This is a genomic window from Pedobacter riviphilus (genome assembly GCF_014692875.1).
Taxonomy (GTDB): Bacteria; Bacteroidota; Bacteroidia; order Sphingobacteriales; family Sphingobacteriaceae; genus Pedobacter; species Pedobacter riviphilus.
The window spans coordinates 1,801,682-1,818,673 of sequence record NZ_CP061171.1; the positions used below are offsets into that span (position 1 = coordinate 1,801,682).

Sequence of the window (16,992 nt, forward strand, 5' to 3'; positions counted from 1 at the left end):
AGAGGGGAGTCCGGAGTCAGCAGTCTTTAGTCCGATTAAGGTCTGTGAATATCAAATAATACATCTTTTCGGTTCATGGTTTATGGCCAAATAGTTGATAGGCTGATAGCTTATGGATTTTTGACCATGAGCAATTAACTATCAACCCAAAAAGTCCATGATCAACAGATATACTATCAACCATGGACTTCTGACTCCGGACTCCCGACTTCGGACTAACTAAGGTTTATCATCTGTTAGTTCAAAACCCCAGGTTTTTCCTTTTTCAGTTGCAGGTACTCCGCTTGTCATCCAGACTGGCGCCTTTGCACCTTTTAAATAATAATCAAAAAACTGTTGTTCGCGGATTTGAATATCCTTACGGTTCTGGCGTTGAACCAAGTTATGTGCTTCACCGTTATAGTTCAGCATCCAAACGGGTTTACCTAAACGACGCAGCGCGGTAAACATTTCAATACCCTGATACCAAGGCACAGCGCCGTCTGCGTCATTAGCCATCACCACAACAGGAGTATTTACTTTCGGGAACATAAATAATGGTGAGTTCTCGATATATAATTCCGGTTTTTCCCAAAGTGTTGCGCCGATACGGCTCTGTGTTTTTTCGTACTGGAATTGACGGTTCATACCAGTTTCCCAACGGATACCGCCATATGCAGAAGTCATGTTGGCTACAGGTGCGCCGGCCCAAGCGGCAGCATACATATTATTTTGTGTAATGAGGTATGCTACTTGATAACCACCCCAGCTTTGCCCCTGGATACCGATTTTGCTACCATCAACCCAACTATTTTTCTTAAGGCTTTCTACACCTGAATTTATAAATTCAACAGCAGACTTACCTGGGTGACCTATTTCGTAGCTAATATCTGGTGCAAAAACCAAATATCCGTTACTCACAAAATAAGAAATATTTAAGCGCGACGGAGTAGGAGCTGGCGCTTGATAGGTATATAAACCATCCGTTAGTTTTTCATAGAAATAAGCAATCATTGGATACTTCTTATTTGGATCGAAATTTTCTGGCTTGTACAAAATACCTTCGGCTTTGTAACCTTTTGGTGTAGTCCATTTTACCAACTCGGCCGTACCCCAATTGTAGTTTTTTTGCTGAGGGTTGGTATTGCTTAATTTAGTTTCAGTTTTAAAATCGGTAGTGATATAAACATTTGGCGATTCTACATAGTTGGCTTTATCGTAAATGTAAACATCAGCGTCTTTAGCTTTTACCAGGTTGGAGTATTTAACTTTAGCCATTACGACTAACTCAGGTGCCTTAGCCGAACCTACATTGGTGCGATAAAAACCATTTTCTTTAGTTAAATTGTTAAAACCATCTAACCAAACTGTTTCATTCGCTTTTACAAATTTGCTGTCCGCATTGCGCTCAAACCTGTTATCCTGTTGTACTCTTTCATAACGGAAAGTAATGTTGTTAGCTCTTCCAAAGCCAGCAGTAATATTTTTTGGTGCCGATTTCCCATCTGGTGAGAACGACCAGATATCATATCTATCGTTAATTAGAACGGCTTTATCCCCTTCGGTCCAGGTAGCTAAGCCATAAGCAGAAGGTAAGTCTGGAACATCATTCTCCTCGTCAACAAATTTTTCGCTTAAACCTGCTGTTAAAACGGTAACCTTTGCTGTAGCTATATGATAAGTGTTCCAACTGCCTGATTTTCGATCGAAATATAGAACATAATTTCCTGCCGGAGAAGCCATTGCATAACCATTCAGGTTGTCGATAATTTTCTTTTTCTGACCAGTCTTTGTATTAACCAAATAGTAATCTTTTGTGGTAGAACCGCTCCATTGCGATTCGATCCTACGACCATAATCAGTAGAAGCCAAAACCTGCTCTGCATCACCTTCGGCTATGATGTTTGCATCAGGTAGTTTTAAATCTGTTAGCGGAATTACTTTTGGATCACTGCTATAAACGTCAATAACCGATAAATAACTTTTCTTACTGTCTCTATCAGCATTTTTAAGCTGCATAGGTTGCAAGTAATCGTCTTTGTAATTCCAAACATCAACTTTAGCCACTTCAAAATCTACAATAGTGGTATCTTTTGGTTTTTTAATAGGAGAGATGCCAAAAAATAATTTTTTACCATCTTTACTAAAGGTTATTTTACCATCGCCGTTAACTGACCATTTTGCAGGTAGCCCTGGCATATCAAAATCAACCAATATCTGCGCCGTATCAAGCGTTAAAGAGTTGTAATAAATATTGTAATCTTTTATTTCTTGTTTCTCCGGACTTTGCTCACCCACAAAAGCCACATGTTCACTTTCCTCATCAAAAGTGAAGTTTTTAAAACTTCCCTTGCCTTTTATAAGGGTTTTTAGTGTGCCTTTTTCAGTGTTTAGTAAGAATACGCCTTGTGGAGCTGTTTTATCTTTTTTAGACCCGCTGCAAGCAAAAACCAACTGTTTGCCATCTTTACTGAAATAATAATCGGTAACGAATTTATAGGTTTTGTCTGTGCCTGTTAAAAGGTTTTTTACCACTAAATCGGTTCCTTCTTCAGTTTTACCTTTTCCGGCAGGTTCATCATCCGCAAAATCCATTTCACCATCCTTTTTCTCAGCCGGTTTTACTGTTTTCTTGGCTGTATCTGGCTTTTCAGTTAGATAGGCCATTACACCAGCACCTTCTTCAGGAAATTTGAAAGATTTTACCCTTGCCACTTTTGTAACGGCACTGGTAGTAAGGTTGGCAATGCCCAATGAATCCTTTGGCAATTCATCTGGCTTTTTCTTTTTAATTTTAGCCTGACGTAAATCTTTATTTAATGGACGGATATTAAAAGCTGCAAACTTAGAATCGTTACTAAACTGCGAGTTCATCCCTCTTGGGATATTAATCTTCGCATTTGTTTTAATATTGATAAGGTACAATTGTGTATCTCCTTCTTGCTGTAAGATGCTGTACATGGCCCATTGACCATTATTTGATAATTGCTTTGTTCCTATTGATTCCCAAGTATCATATACCGAATGATCCAAAGGTTTCTTTTGTGCATAAGCAAAGCTGACAATGAAAAACAGAATAATAGTTAGTCTTTTTTGCATTTTTAAATTGATTAATTTGTTGGTTGAGATTTAATCTTCTAAAATTGGATTTTTTTAGCTTATTAGGAAACTTGTATGCCAAATATTACAATTAAAAGGTGTTTTTATTATTTGCTAAATGGTTTTTGTACTTGATCAAATATTCATTAAGATAGTGCTGATTAAGCAACTTTCTTGTAAAGTCGAGTCCTTAATCCATCTCCGTGGTCTGTGTCCTCACAGATCACAAATAAGCAGTCATTTCAGTTAATTTCTGTCAAAACTAAAAACCCTCGGTCGCTTTAAGCAATCGAGGGTTTTTAGATCATTAAGGCTAAATTATTTTTTAGCTTGTTGTTGTTGACGCATATAATCGTCTAAACGCTGCTGGAATTTAGATTTTTTCTTTTTCTCATCAGCTGGTCTGGCTTTGTTTTGCTGGATTAGCGCATGGATTTTCTCATCATCAACCATTTTACGGATTAAGAACTGCTGTCCGAAAGTCATTAAGTTGGCTAAGAAATAATAATAGTTTAATCCGGCAGGATAGCTATTTAATACCCCTAAGAAGATAATCGGCATAATATAACCGATGTATTTCATCTGACCAGTTGCTCCAGAAACCTGGTTGTTGAAATAAGTCATAATCAAGGTAGAGATGGTCATCAATACACACATTAAACTTAAGTGGTCGCCAATGAATGGGATTTTTACGCCAAATTTGATAAACTCATCATAAGTAGACAAATCTTTCATCCATAAGAAACTCTCACCGCGCAACTCAAACAAGTTCGGGAAGAAAAAGAAGAAAGCCATTACCAAAGGCAGCTGTAATACCATTGGCAAACATCCACCCAGTGGGTTTACACCGGCTTTCTTATATAATTTTAAATATTCCTGTTGAACCAAGGTTGGATTATCTTCACCTACTTTAGCTTTAATTTCGTCCATTTCCGGTTTTAACACACGCATTTTAGCCATTGATAGGTATGACTTGTAGGTAAGCGGCGATAAAGCAACTTTTAGTAAAATGGTTAATACCAGAATAATTAAACCGTAGTTCCAGCCAAAGCTGTTTAAGAAATTAAATACAGGTAATACAATAAAACGGTTAATGTATTTTAATGGCCAGTAGCCCATATCAACCTGCTGTTCTAAATCATAACCCTGTGCTTTTAGGGTAGAGAATTTGTTGGTTCCAAAGTAGAATTCCATTTCATAAACCTGGTTCGCTGTATGCGCATATGGTAATTGCATATTGGCATCATAAAACTTCACCTGACCAGGAGCTGTTGGGATTTTAACTTCTAAACTTCCTTTTTCGAAAGCTTGTTTTGAGATTAAAGAAGCTGAGAAAAAGTGTTGTTTGAAAGAGAACCATTGAATTTTACCTTTCGATAAATCTTCTTTCTCATCTTTCGAAACACTTAAGTGGTTTACATCACCATCCAAATATTTATAGTATGGTGCAGAGTAACGGTGTTCGCTTTCAATCGATTTTTCTTGCTGTAATAAAGTAGTTTGCCAGTTTAAGCCAATGGTATTACCGGCAATTACTTGCTGTAACCCAACTAAATTGATGTTGAAAGCTACTTTGTTACTTAGTGCTTTTAAATCGTATACATATTCTACATATGCGTTAGCACCATAATTGGCACGCATGGTAACCGTATTCCCGGTTTTTGTTGGTGTAAAGTATAAATCGTTGGTATTAATTACTTTACCGGCAGCATTTAGGTTTAAGCCAAATTTATTCTCGTTACCATCAAATAAAATAAGTGGTTTACCGGTAAAAGTTTTCTGTCCTTTAACTTCAACTGATGTAATTTTACCGCCTTTATTACTTAAAGTGATTAATAACTTCTCGTTTTCCAGAACCGTATTAGCTTCTGTACCAGTTATAGCGGTACCAAAAGGACCTTTTAAGGCTAAAGAATCTACCGCTGGGTTAGCAACGGCAGCAGTTTTTGTTGTGTCTTTTTGATTTGGACTAACGCCAATCTTTTTTAGCGAATCGGCTCTTTTAGTAGAGTCGATTCTTACTTGTTCTCTTTTTACTTCAGCTTCATTTGGCTTCAAAAAGTAGAATGATCCTGCCAAAATGATCATGATCAGGAACAGTCCTGTGAAGGTATTTCTATCCATTATTTATGTTTATACTGCTTTTAATTCGTTTTCTTTTTCGCAAACTCCATTGCAGCGGCGACAAATTTAACAAAAAGTGGGTGAGGATTAGCAACTGTTGATTTTAATTCTGGGTGAAACTGTCCGCCAACGAAAAATGGATGATTTTTAAGCTCCACAATTTCAACTAAATTGGTTTGTGGATTCATACCCGACGCAATCATTCCTGCCTCTTCGTATTGCTTTAAATAAGCATTGTTAAATTCGTAACGGTGACGGTGGCGTTCATTAATATGCGATTTGCCATAAATAGAAAAGGCTTTTGTTCCTTTTTTAATATCGCAAGGATAAGAGCCCAAACGCATTGTTCCACCTTTGTTGGTTATTTTTTTCTGCTCTTCCATCATATTGATTACCGGATTTGCCGAATTTTCTTCAATTTCTGTAGTGTGTGCATCTTTTAAACCTAAAACGTTACGTCCGAATTCGATAACAGCACATTGCATACCCAGGCAGATTCCGAAGAAAGGAACATTGTTCTCGCGAACGTATTTTATGGCATCAATTTTACCTTCAATACCGCGGCTACCAAAACCTGGTGCAACTAAAACACCTTGTAAATGGCCTAGTTTCTCTTTTACGTTATCAGGGAAAATACCTTCAGAGTGGATATATTCTACCTTAACCTTACATTCATTTTTCGAACCTGCGTGTACAAAAGATTCGATAATTGATTTATAAGCATCTGGCAACTCTACATATTTACCAATCAAGCCAATTCTTACTTCTGCCGTAGGATTTTTTAAACGGCCTAAGAAATCTTTCCAGCTTTCCATATCCGGATCGTTTTTGGTAGGCAGTTTTAATTTCGATAAAACAGTTTTATCCAATTGTTCTTTTAACATCAACAATGGCACATCATAAATAGTAGATGCATCCATCGATTCGACTACCGCATTGATGTTAACGTTACAAAATAATGCAATTTTTTTTCTTAAGTCGGCGCTTAGGTGGTGTTCGGTACGGCAAACCAAAATATCTGGTTGTATTCCGTATTCCAATAAAGCTTTAACAGAGTGTTGTGTTGGTTTGGTTTTTAATTCACCTGCAGCGGCTAAATAAGGAACCAGGGTTAAATGGATTACAATAGCATTGGTGCTACCTTCTTCCCATTTAAACTGACGAACAGCTTCGATAAATGGTAAAGATTCAATATCGCCAACTGTTCCTCCAAGTTCGGTAATCACAATATCGTATTCACCACTATCACCTAAAATACGCATGTTGCGTTTAATCTCATCGGTAATATGTGGAACAACCTGTACTGTTTTACCTAAATATTCACCTTTACGTTCTTTGTTAATTACGTTTTGGTAAATACGGCCGGTAGTAATGTTATTTGCCTGCGAAGTTGGAACGTTAAGGAAACGCTCATAATGACCAAGATCCAAGTCGGTTTCAGCACCATCTTCAGTTACAAAACATTCGCCATGCTCGTATGGGTTTAAAGTTCCTGGATCGATATTAATGTACGGATCGAATTTTTGAATGGTTACACGGTAGCCACGTGCCTGTAAAAGTTTAGCTAAAGATGCGGAAATGATGCCCTTACCTAAAGAGGAAGTTACACCGCCCGTAACAAAAATATACTTTGTCATGATTGATAATTTGTGAAATTAACCAAGCTTTTTAGACCTGTTTAATTGTTTTTGTACGGGATACAAAGGTACAAAAAATTATCGCTCGTTTAGATACTTGCCAGAATATTTTTTAATTGTATTATATCTCTGATATTGAATATTTTAAGGAGAAATGTTGGTTTAAAGTATCAGCGTGTAAAGTTCTTTTTTAATATCTTCTATCTTTCTGGGATTCTTTTTATCATCGTAACGCGTATAAAGGTCGAGCATTTTCTTGAAATCTTTTTCCGTATCGGTTCTCTTTCCCTTTGCTGGTGGCGTGATGGCTAAGATCGGAACATTCTTCGCTTCAACCTTGGTTGCAAACCAGGTAGTGCTGTAGCGTGGTATAGCCAAACCCAATATCATTCCCGGTAAACCGGTAAATCCCTCCGGACCACCTTTTAATAAAATTTCATCGGTGTAAAAGGCCACTACAGTAACAGAATCGTTTATTACGGCTGTTGCTTTACGGCATTCGTAACCTGCAATTTGGCGCACATCATTCATAATTTTCCAATGGAGATAGGGGATAGTGTCTTTTAAAATAAAATCTTCACCCCTTATTGGTTTTCTGATTACCCTTGTTTTTTTGCTAAAGTCTGTATACAGTTCATTCGTATTCTCACCGGCAATAAAGAAGAAATTATTGTCGTTTAAGGTTTCCTTCGGTTTAATTTTGTAAATGGAGCTACTGTCGTTAAAACTATAATCCCAATTGGAAATCCTGTATTTGCTCATTTTATCCCTGGCATCGTCTGATATCCAGGTGTTAGATGCCAATTGCTGCTTTTGATTGATCTTTTTTTCGAAAGTTATTTTAGCACTTTTGATGAAAACAGTTTGCGCTTTAATCATTGTAACTGCAAATAACAGCATCATTGTTAATCCTAAATGTTTCATCTTCAGTTATTTTTTGTCTTGTTTAATGAAATTTCCGGTTAAATTATAGGTAAGCCCGATTAGAACATATCGTGGTATAAAGGTATTGGTGTATTCGCTAATATTATTGCCGCCAACATAACGGTTATAGCCATTTTTTTCGGCCAAAATATCAGAAATTGATACTTTCAGTTCTAATTCTTGCGCTTTAAGCATCTTTTTTGATAAATAAGCATTCCATATTGCAATGTTTACAGGCCTGCTAAAAGAAGCGTTGGCAGGCTGGTACGATAATGATATGGAGGTATTAAATTCGGTATTATAAGGGAGTTCTATATTGCCAGAAATATCATGGTTGTGATAAAAGTTTTTGCCATTATTAATAGAACCGATTGATGATTGACTATTTGAAAAAGTAATTGATGGATTATACTGTACCTGAACTTTATTGCCATAATAGCTAAATCGGGGTCGTATATTAATGCTATTGTTTACATTTTCATTCAGTTTATTGTTTAAAATAGAAACCGAGGTAGAATGATTAAAATTGGCATTTAAACCTGCATTAAAATGGACTTTGCTAAAACTTTTATTAAAACTCGCACCTGCGTAAAAACTGTTATTACCATTTAAATTGACATAACTACTAGTGGTTTTGTTTACCTCATCTACCGTTCTCACACTCACAACAGCATTTTTGGTAAAGCTATAACCTCCGTAAAGATAGGCGTACATCTGCGATTTTTGCTGATAGATGTTAAAATTAAAGCCAAAATTATTGTTGAACGATGGTTTTAAGTTTGGATTACCTTTTATTTCGTAAAGCGGATTGTTTATTTGCCTTATAGGCTGAAGTTGATCTAAGCTAGGCTGTCGGGTATTTCCGTTATAGTTTAACGATACGCTTGTACTTTTACCAAGTTTATAGTTAAAGTTGCTCTGCGGTGCCCAGTTTAAATAGTCTCTTTTGAATTTATTGTTACGGTCTAAATCATTAAGTTCGAAAATGGTTTGTGTGGCTTCTGCACCGCCAGATAAGGTGAATTTTTTTGCCCTATATTGTAATACCACCTTGCCAATATTCGAAAAATTGTTGAAATCGAAATTATTACTTAGCGAATCAACCCGTTTGTTGTTCAATGATTTATCGAATACTAATTTATGGCTATTTGAGCTTACCGTTTTAAAACTATAGGCGGTTTGTAATGAAAATTGTTTTCCCAGTGGTTCAGTATAGGCTATTCTTGTGCCAAGAGAACTTTCACTACCCGAATTATCGTTCAGAAAGTTCTGATTAACAGTTCTATTGATTGTGCCATTCCCATCATAATAATTGGTTACACTTAAGCTGGTGCCCAAGCTGGTGCTATTTTTCGTTTCAGGCTGTAAATCAATGGAAAGTGTTCTTCCTTTTTTTACGAATTTTTTGGAGTAATTAATATTGCCGTTAAATAGGTTATTGTCGCCATTGTTATCATTAGATTGATTACTATTATTTACAAATATCCCCTCACCATTTTTAGTTTCATTTGTACTTATATATTGGCTACTGTTTTTACGTTTACTGCCTGCAAATGAAATTTTCAAAGTTGAAAGTGAATCTAATTTAATATCAACACTTCCTTTTAAACTCTGTCCGGTATTCCGGGTTTCACTGTTTGAGTTACTTTCGCTAAAGAAATTTGTTCCGTTTGGCAGTAGCGACTGGTTTTTCGATGTTGTGCGGTCTAATATGTCTCTGTCACTGCCTTTATAATTAAGTTTTAAACCGATTTTATTTTCGTTCCACTTGTTAGAAAAATGTGCCCCATATCCAGTTACGTCAGGTAGCCCGCTCGATGGTGAAAAATCGTCCTCATCACGGCTGCCGCCATAACTGATCATCACGGTACTGCCATCATCGCCAACTTCAATTACATCATAATCATTGCCTTTTAGCTTGCTCATGGCAGCACTTGCCTTCGAATCCTGATTGGTGTTGGAATTGGATCCAAATACAGCGGTTTTTAATTTGTTCTTATAAATACCTGCCATGCCGCCAATGTTTTTATAGTGTTTAAGGTCGCTATTGGCATCCAGCGTGCTGAGGTAACCATTTTTGGCATTTTCCTTGAGCTTGATGTTCATAACCTTTTCCTTGGCTTCGCCCTCTTTAATGCCCGATAGTTCTTCTGTCTTTGTTTTTTTATCGTAAATCTGAACTTCGCTAACCGCATTGGCTTTCAGGTATTTTTGAGCTAGAAGCGGGTCGTCGCCAAAAAATTCCTCACCATCAACCAAAAGTGTATTTACATCTTTTCCTCCGGCTTTTATTGCACCATCTTTATCAACCTCAACTCCAGGCAAACGTCTTAGCAAATCCTGGAGGTTCGCATGTGGTTTAACGGCAAAGCTATCTGCCTGGTAGGTAATGGTATCGCCTTTTATACTAATGGCTTGTTTTTGGGCTTTAATTACAACTTCATTCAAAAGAGTGGCTTTACTGTCCATCGCAATATGACCGAGGTTAAATTTTGATGAATCAGATAGTTGGATATCTCTGATATAATCGGCCATTTTTGGAAAAGTAACCACTAGGGTGTAATTGCCCTTTTTTAAATTCGATAGCTCAAATGCACCATTAGCTTTTGCGCGGGTATCTTTTACTAAGATAGAATCTTTACTCCTAATGAGCAGGATAGTGCTGTTTTGTAATTTGGTTTTCTCAACGGTATCTACCACAACGCCTTTTATACTTGCGTTTTGCGCCAGGACAGGGAAAAATAGCAATGAAAAAATAAGAGCCGAGAAAAGTTGTTTGAGCATGTATGTTGTTGAAGAAGCGTTAATAAAATAATGTATTTGGTTAAGTGCCTGAAATTACAACTATTTATTTAGTTATTAAAAATAATTCAAAAATATTTTTTTCAAAAAGGACTATACTGCTGGATGTACAGAATATATCCTTAAAAAAGAAGAGGCGGGAGGAAGAAGTACAATGATGTGTTTAATGAAAGTATTTTAGATTGATGTGCCTTACATCGGTGGCAGCATTTATTTTGTTGCTGCTAAAATTAGTTTTTTAATCAGTACAATCTGTCCAAAATGGTAATAGCTATGTTCAATTACAGCTTCTATATTCCGCAGGTAAGTGCCATACTTTTCATTTACAAATACCTGATCAAATTTTTCATCTGGCATTTGTGCTACTTCATCGGCGAAAGCGGCCGAATTAGTCAAAAACTCTTCTAACAGTTTTTTCCAATCGGCTTCAGAATGTATAGGCGGAAGATCGAAACTATATTGATCTTTAATTTCCAGCAGACCGCCATTAAATACATTTAAAATCCCCGACAAATAGTAATTGATGTGGTAGGTTAATGCAGCAATCGTATTTAAATCTCCTATTTGATGAATGGCCTGTTCCCAACTAATGTTTTCCAGTTGGTCTTTATAGTTGGTGTTGGCAATCCAATGCCCATTTAGAAAAAGCTCTCTTAAGCGCTTTGCAATTAAATCTGATCTTTTCATCACTAACTTTTAATCATTTAGATTAGCAGCAATTATAGTAAATCTTCACTTTTTGTTCTTTTTCGCTCCAGGCAATGTAAATATTGTTTTCCTTTCCTAAACGATACTTAAAACCATTTAATCCTGATTTCTTTAATTCTTCGTAAAGGGCTTTATCGGGGGTGTAATTATCAGCCTTATCCTCTGGCATTACCGCAGGCTCTAGAAAATTATCATCACTAAAAAAATCGTCGGCAATGGTTTTTAAGAAAATAATCTGGTCTTTTTCTTGTGAAAGATCAACATTTGGATCGGTACTGCCCAATAATTCGGTTCCTTTAATTTTGGTATTGTAAATCTCTTTTCCATCAGCATTTTTGATTGTGAAATTCAATACCATTTCTTCGGGTTTTCGGCCGGTAAGTTCAATCTTAAAGGTGTCCAGACGTTTTAAATCTGAAAAAGATTTAGCGATGCGCTGGTTAACATTTTTAAACTCAATAGTATTGGCTTCCTTTTTGTCGTTAGAATTACAGGCGGCAAGCGCTAATAAACAGATAACAGCGAAGAGCGATATATTTCTCATATTCAAAACTACAAATTTTATGTTTTAGTTCATGTCCATATTTTATGATATCCTTTTAAATTTAAAAGGAATACCCAATGGATAACCATAGTTGAAACCTTGTGAGAAGGGTAATGGAAAAAACTTGATCGTAAGTTAGGCTTCTAAAAAGTGGCAGGCGAACCAACACCGTATACACAATGTAATATTCAGATGGGGAATTGGCGATTAAATAGGTTAGCGGTTAGGGTTTAGCGTTTAACTAAATGAACTAATTACTCCAATTTAAGTGCTTTAAGTAATTTATTCAGTTTTAATAAGTCTTCTGGTGTATCTATTGCAACTGTTTCTAAGTCAGTTACTTTTGTTTGGATGTAGAATCCATTTTCGATCCAGCGAAGCTGCTCTAAACTTTCTGCAATTTCTAAAGAAGATGGTGGTAATTTGGTAATGGCTTTTAAAGATTCTGTACGGTAACCATAAATTCCAATGTGCTTATAAAACTGGTGTTTTTCTGCCCATACGCCTGGTTCGCCATTTCTGATAAAAGGAATTGGGCTACGACTAAAATACATGGCCCGGCCATTTACATCAATCACTACTTTGGGACTATTTGGATTGTATATACTTTCTTGGCTTTGGATCGATTTGATTAATGTTGCCAATTGTACTTTTTCTTCGGTAAAGCAGCTTGCCAATAACTCAATCTGTGCAGGTTCGATAAAAGGTTCATCACCTTGGATGTTGATTACAATGTCGTACCCCGTTAAAGTTTCAATCACTTCAGCGCATCTGTCTGTCCCACTTTGATGATTAGAAGAGGTAAAGATAAATTCTCCACCAAACCTTTTTACTTCATCCGCTATCCGTACATCATCGGTGGCAATTACCACTTTTGATAAACTTTCGGCTTTCGATGCCTGTTCGTAAACCCTTTGGATCATACTTTTTCCTGCAATATCCACCAAAGGCTTTCCCGGAAAGCGGGTAGAGGCATAACGAGCAGGAATAATTCCGATAATTTTAGACATACTATTTATTTAAGGTTCTCAATAAGACAACCGCACCAATAATAAGTGCCATAACTATATAAGAAATTGGATGAGCAAAGTTAAATGTCCAACCCAAAATTTTATTGCGTTTCGGAACTAAAACCCTGGAATCTGATTTATTGAAATAAATAATTCCCCATTTCCAGTTTAAAGGGTTTTCGTGCTGAAAATCTTTGCCCATCTTATTCGTTCAAGTTAAAATAAACCGTTAATCTCTGCTTCTATAGATTGAATTACGGTACCTAAATCCTCGGGGTTGTTGGTGAAATCTAATTTATCTTTATCCAAAATCAATAATTTACCCAGGTTATATCCTTTAATCCAGGCTTCATATTTTTCGTTCAGTTTAGAGAGGTAATCGATACGGATACCCGCTTCATACTCACGGCCACGGCGCTGGATATTATTAACCAACGTAGGTACCGAAGCACGCAGGTAAACCAATAAATCGGGCGGTTTAATAAAAGAGGTGATATTATCAAAAATAGCCCTGTAATTATCATGATCGCGGGTGGTCATTAAAGCCATATCGTGCAGGTTTTCTGCAAAAATATGCGCATCCTCATAAATGGTCCTATCCTGGATCACGTTACGCTTATTTACTTCAATATCAGTAATTTGCTGAAAACGGCTGTTCAGGAAATAAATCTGAAGGTTAAAGCTCCAGCGTTTCATGTCGCTGTAAAAATCTTCAAGGTAGGGGTTATTGTCCACAGCCTCGTATAAAGCTTCCCATCCATAATTTTTGGCCAATAAACCTGTTAAGGTGGTTTTACCGGCACCTATATTTCCTACAATTGCTATGTGCATCTTCTTTAGCTATGAGATGTGAGATTGGAGATGTGAGATAGGAGATCGAGAAATCATCTCAAATCTATTGTCTCATATCTGGTTTCTCAAATCTATTAAAATTATTAAAAACTTTTAAATCCGATTAAACTGCGAACTTCTCTGATGGTTTTTTGCGCGCTTTCGCGTGCCTTTAGTGCACCATGTTTAGCTACTTGCCTTAAATAAGCATCATCTTTAGCGATATCCAAAATACGCTCGCGCATAGGTGCAGTTGTAATAATCATATCTTCTGCCAGTTGTTTTTTGAAATCGCCATAACGGATCTGCATTTTGCTATACAAATCTTCAAAATGTGCAAGTGTATCAGCACTTGATACGACTTTCATTAAATCGAAAAGATTCTGGATCGGTTCAGGCTTCGGTTGGTTTTCTTCCGTTGGGCCGCCGTCACTAACCGCTTTCATTACTTTTTTACGAATGGTTTCAGGATCATCAGACAGGTAAACAGCATTGGCTTCGCCTTCTGATTTGCCCATTTTACCTTTACCATCTAAACCAGGTACTTTAACCAATTTGTCTGAGTAGCTAAATGCGTATGGTTCTGGGAAATACTCTGTATTGTATAACCTGTTAAAACGGTTTCCGAAAGTACGGGCCATTTCTAAATGTTGCTCCTGATCTTTTCCAACAGGTACTTTGGTCGCTTTATGGATTAAAATATCGGCAGCCATTAATACTGGGTAGGTTAATAAACCTGCATTTACGTTATCAGGGTTGGCACGTACTTTATCTTTAAAAGAAGTACTACGTTCCAATTCACCCATGTAAGCATTCATATTTAGGTATAAATATAGCTCCGCAATTTCGGGAACGTCGCTTTGTATATAAATGGTGCTGTTTTCTGGATCAATTCCACTAGCCAGATATTCAACCAGAACATGTTTAATATTTCCATGTAAATCGGCTGGAGTAGGATGTGTAGTTAAGGAGTGTAAATCGGCGATAAAAAAGTAACAATTATAGTCGTTCTGCATTTGAACGAAATTTTTAACTGCACCATAATAATTACCCAAATGTAATTTTCCTGTTGAGCGAATGCCGCTCACCACTGTTTCTTTCATAATGCCACGAAATTAAAAATAAAATACAAGCAAATCATAAATCGCTTCAATTTTAATGGTAAGATTTTTTTTGTGACCATTGTCTTATCAGGAGTTGTATCCAGCGATCGTTTGCTTAACCGAAGCAAAGTGGAGTGATCTATTACAGTGACTCCCTTGGTGTCGGTTGTCTCACCGACCAATAAAAGCTTTAGACTGCGTAATCTTATGGCCCAATGCAATCAGTTGTTTGAAATATCAAACTATTTTATATTTTTGGTTATCTATGATTTATTTTCTAAGACAAGTACACCGGATATGGTTTCTATTCTGGATACTGTTTTTTTTCGCTCTATTCTATCCTTTATACTACGTTACTTCACGTAATGAGAAATATTATAACATCCTGAATTTTTTCAGGAAAGCCAATAGCTTTTTATGTAGTTTGCTTTCAGGTGTTTTTTTTCGTTATCAATATGAAGAAAAGCTCGATCATGACCAAACTTACATCTATTGTGCTAATCATACTTCTAACCTGGATATCATGATTTTCTGTATCATGGGGCATGGTAAATTCCACTTTATGGGAAAAGATGAGCTGCTGAGTAATCCGGTATTAGGCATTTTCTTTAAAACTATCGATATTGCTGTGAACCGCGACAGTAAGATTTCAGCTTTTAAAGCCTTTAAAAAGGCAGGCGAGAACCTTGAAAAGGGGATGAGCCTGATTATTTTTCCTGAAGGTAAAATTGATGACCATTATCCACCAAAGTTAGGCGAGTTTAAAAATGGCCCATTCCGTTTAGCTATCGATAAAAATATCCCTTTGGTGCCGGTTAGCATTACCGACGTTTGGAAAATTAATTGGGATGACGGCGCAAAATATGGAAGTAAGCCAGGAATTTGCGATATTTACGTCCACAAACCCATCAATACCTTAACTTTGGCCGATATTGATTCGGATGTATTAAAAGAAAAGGTTTACAGATTGATTGATAGTAAGTTAATATAGATATGAATTTAGACGCAAAAACCATCCATAAAATAGCAGATCTGGCCCGAATTCATATTGATGAAAAACAGGTAGACACTTTGATTCCTGAAATGAACAAAATTTTATCGTTCATGGAAAAGTTAAATGAATTGGATACTTCAGATGTAAAACCATTGGTTTACATGAACGAATCGGTAAATGTCTGGAGAGCGGATGTAGTTAAGCAGGAAATAACTACGGCTGATGGCTTGAAAAATGCTGCGAAGCATACCGACCAATTTTTTATAGTGCCAAAAATTATCGAAAAATAATGGCGTATCGTCATGCTGACCTGTAGTGCAGCGGAAAGCTATGCGGTAAATTTAATTCAGCATCTTTAAGATTTAACATTTGTGTTTAATTTTTAAACTACTTGTAACATCTTACCTGCTATGCTTGTCTAAAAAAGAAAAAACATGGAGAAACCACTCATCACTATAAAAGAAATTGGCCGTAAATATGTTATTGGATCTGAGGTGATTCACGCTTTAAAATCAGTTTCTTTAGATATTAATAAAGGCGAATTTGTAGCATTGATGGGCCCATCTGGTTCAGGTAAATCAACCCTAATGAATATTTTAGGTTGCTTGGATACACCTTCAAGTGGAACTTATATTTTAAATGGAACAAATGTGAGCCACATGAGTGATGATGCCTTGGCAGAAGTGCGCAACAAGGAAATCGGTTTCGTTTTTCAAACCTTTAATTTATTGCCGCGCTCAACATCTTTAGATAACGTTGCTTTGCCTTTAATTTATGCCGGTACAAGTAAAAAGGATAGAGACGCGAGAGCAGCCACAGCATTAGAAAATGTAGGTTTAGGTAATCGTATGGATCATAAACCCAACGAGCTTTCTGGTGGCCAACGTCAGCGTGTGGCTGTAGCCAGGGCTTTGATCAATAACCCTTCTATTATTTTAGCCGATGAGCCAACTGGTAATTTAGATACCAAAACATCAATTGAAATAATGGGTTTGCTGGAAGAAATTCATAGTAAAGGGAACACTATTATCCTGGTTACACATGAGGAAGATATTGCACAGCACGCCCACCGTATTGTACGTATGCGTGATGGTTTGATCGAAAACGATTATTTAAATACAGATATTAAAAATGTATCGCCACGTTTGCAAGCTTTGAAAGAAACTGGCAGCGATTGGGAGAAAATTAACTAACCCCTAAATCCTCTAAAGGGACTTTAGGATTAACCATATTATTC

Annotated in this window: 14 protein-coding genes; 3 read left to right on the plus strand and 11 right to left on the minus strand. The window is 36.7% G+C overall.

The window, feature by feature from the left end:
• Positions 1 to 219: 219 nt before the first annotated feature.
• From H9N25_RS07290 to trpS, 11 genes are all read right to left on the minus strand, one after another.
• Entirely contained in the window at positions 220 to 3,078 is a 2,859-nt protein-coding gene (locus H9N25_RS07290; RefSeq protein WP_190328436.1) for a S9 family peptidase, read from the minus strand.
• 318 nt (positions 3,079 to 3,396) lie between these two features.
• On the minus strand, positions 3,397 to 5,202 hold the full coding sequence (gene yidC, locus H9N25_RS07295) for a membrane protein insertase YidC (protein WP_190328437.1): 1,806 nt from the start codon (positions 5,200 to 5,202) through the stop codon (positions 3,397 to 3,399).
• A 20-nt stretch (positions 5,203 to 5,222) separates the two neighbouring features.
• A complete protein-coding gene (locus tag H9N25_RS07300; RefSeq protein ID WP_167294060.1) occupies positions 5,223 to 6,839 on the minus strand; it encodes a CTP synthase in 1,617 nt (538 codons plus the stop codon).
• Between the two features lie 162 nt (positions 6,840 to 7,001).
• A complete protein-coding gene (locus H9N25_RS07305; RefSeq protein ID WP_190328438.1) occupies positions 7,002 to 7,763 on the minus strand; it encodes a GLPGLI family protein in 762 nt (253 codons plus the stop codon).
• A 6-nt stretch (positions 7,764 to 7,769) separates the two neighbouring features.
• Positions 7,770 to 10,547 carry an outer membrane beta-barrel protein gene (locus H9N25_RS07310; protein ID WP_190328439.1) on the minus strand — a complete coding sequence of 926 codons (2,778 nt, stop codon included), beginning with the start codon at positions 10,545 to 10,547 and terminating at the stop codon, positions 7,770 to 7,772.
• A 228-nt stretch (positions 10,548 to 10,775) separates the two neighbouring features.
• Positions 10,776 to 11,252, minus strand: coding sequence for a DinB family protein (locus H9N25_RS07315; RefSeq protein ID WP_190328440.1), 477 nt, complete (start codon positions 11,250 to 11,252; stop codon positions 10,776 to 10,778).
• A gap of 22 nt (positions 11,253 to 11,274) precedes the next feature.
• Positions 11,275 to 11,817 (minus strand): hypothetical protein, encoded by a 543-nt coding sequence (locus H9N25_RS07320; protein ID WP_190328441.1) that lies wholly within the window; start codon positions 11,815 to 11,817, stop codon positions 11,275 to 11,277.
• A 254-nt stretch (positions 11,818 to 12,071) separates the two neighbouring features.
• Positions 12,072 to 12,827, minus strand: a complete 756-nt coding sequence (gene kdsB / locus H9N25_RS07325; protein WP_167294065.1) for a 3-deoxy-manno-octulosonate cytidylyltransferase — start codon at positions 12,825 to 12,827, stop codon at positions 12,072 to 12,074.
• Position 12,828: 1 nt separating this feature from the next.
• Complete coding sequence (locus H9N25_RS07330) at positions 12,829 to 13,029, minus strand: DUF5808 domain-containing protein (RefSeq protein WP_167294066.1); 201 nt, start codon at positions 13,027 to 13,029, stop codon at positions 12,829 to 12,831.
• 14 nt (positions 13,030 to 13,043) lie between these two features.
• Positions 13,044 to 13,658, minus strand: a complete 615-nt coding sequence (locus H9N25_RS07335; protein ID WP_025144984.1) for a deoxynucleoside kinase — start codon at positions 13,656 to 13,658, stop codon at positions 13,044 to 13,046.
• A 104-nt stretch (positions 13,659 to 13,762) separates the two neighbouring features.
• Positions 13,763 to 14,761 carry a tryptophan--tRNA ligase gene (trpS, locus tag H9N25_RS07340; RefSeq protein ID WP_086545938.1) on the minus strand — a complete coding sequence of 333 codons (999 nt, stop codon included), beginning with the start codon at positions 14,759 to 14,761 and terminating at the stop codon, positions 13,763 to 13,765.
• A gap of 265 nt (positions 14,762 to 15,026) precedes the next feature.
• Between trpS and H9N25_RS07345 the strand changes: the two genes are divergently transcribed.
• The 3 genes from H9N25_RS07345 (at position 15,027) to H9N25_RS07355 (ending at position 16,948) form a co-directional block, all read left to right on the plus strand.
• Positions 15,027 to 15,752, plus strand: a complete 726-nt coding sequence (locus H9N25_RS07345; RefSeq protein WP_190328442.1) for a lysophospholipid acyltransferase family protein — start codon at positions 15,027 to 15,029, stop codon at positions 15,750 to 15,752.
• 2 nt (positions 15,753 to 15,754) lie between these two features.
• Positions 15,755 to 16,045 carry an Asp-tRNA(Asn)/Glu-tRNA(Gln) amidotransferase subunit GatC gene (gatC, locus tag H9N25_RS07350; RefSeq protein ID WP_190328443.1) on the plus strand — a complete coding sequence of 97 codons (291 nt, stop codon included), beginning with the start codon at positions 15,755 to 15,757 and terminating at the stop codon, positions 16,043 to 16,045.
• Positions 16,046 to 16,189: 144 nt separating this feature from the next.
• Positions 16,190 to 16,948 (plus strand): ABC transporter ATP-binding protein, encoded by a 759-nt coding sequence (locus H9N25_RS07355; protein ID WP_190328444.1) that lies wholly within the window; start codon positions 16,190 to 16,192, stop codon positions 16,946 to 16,948.
• Positions 16,949 to 16,992 lie beyond the last annotated feature (44 nt).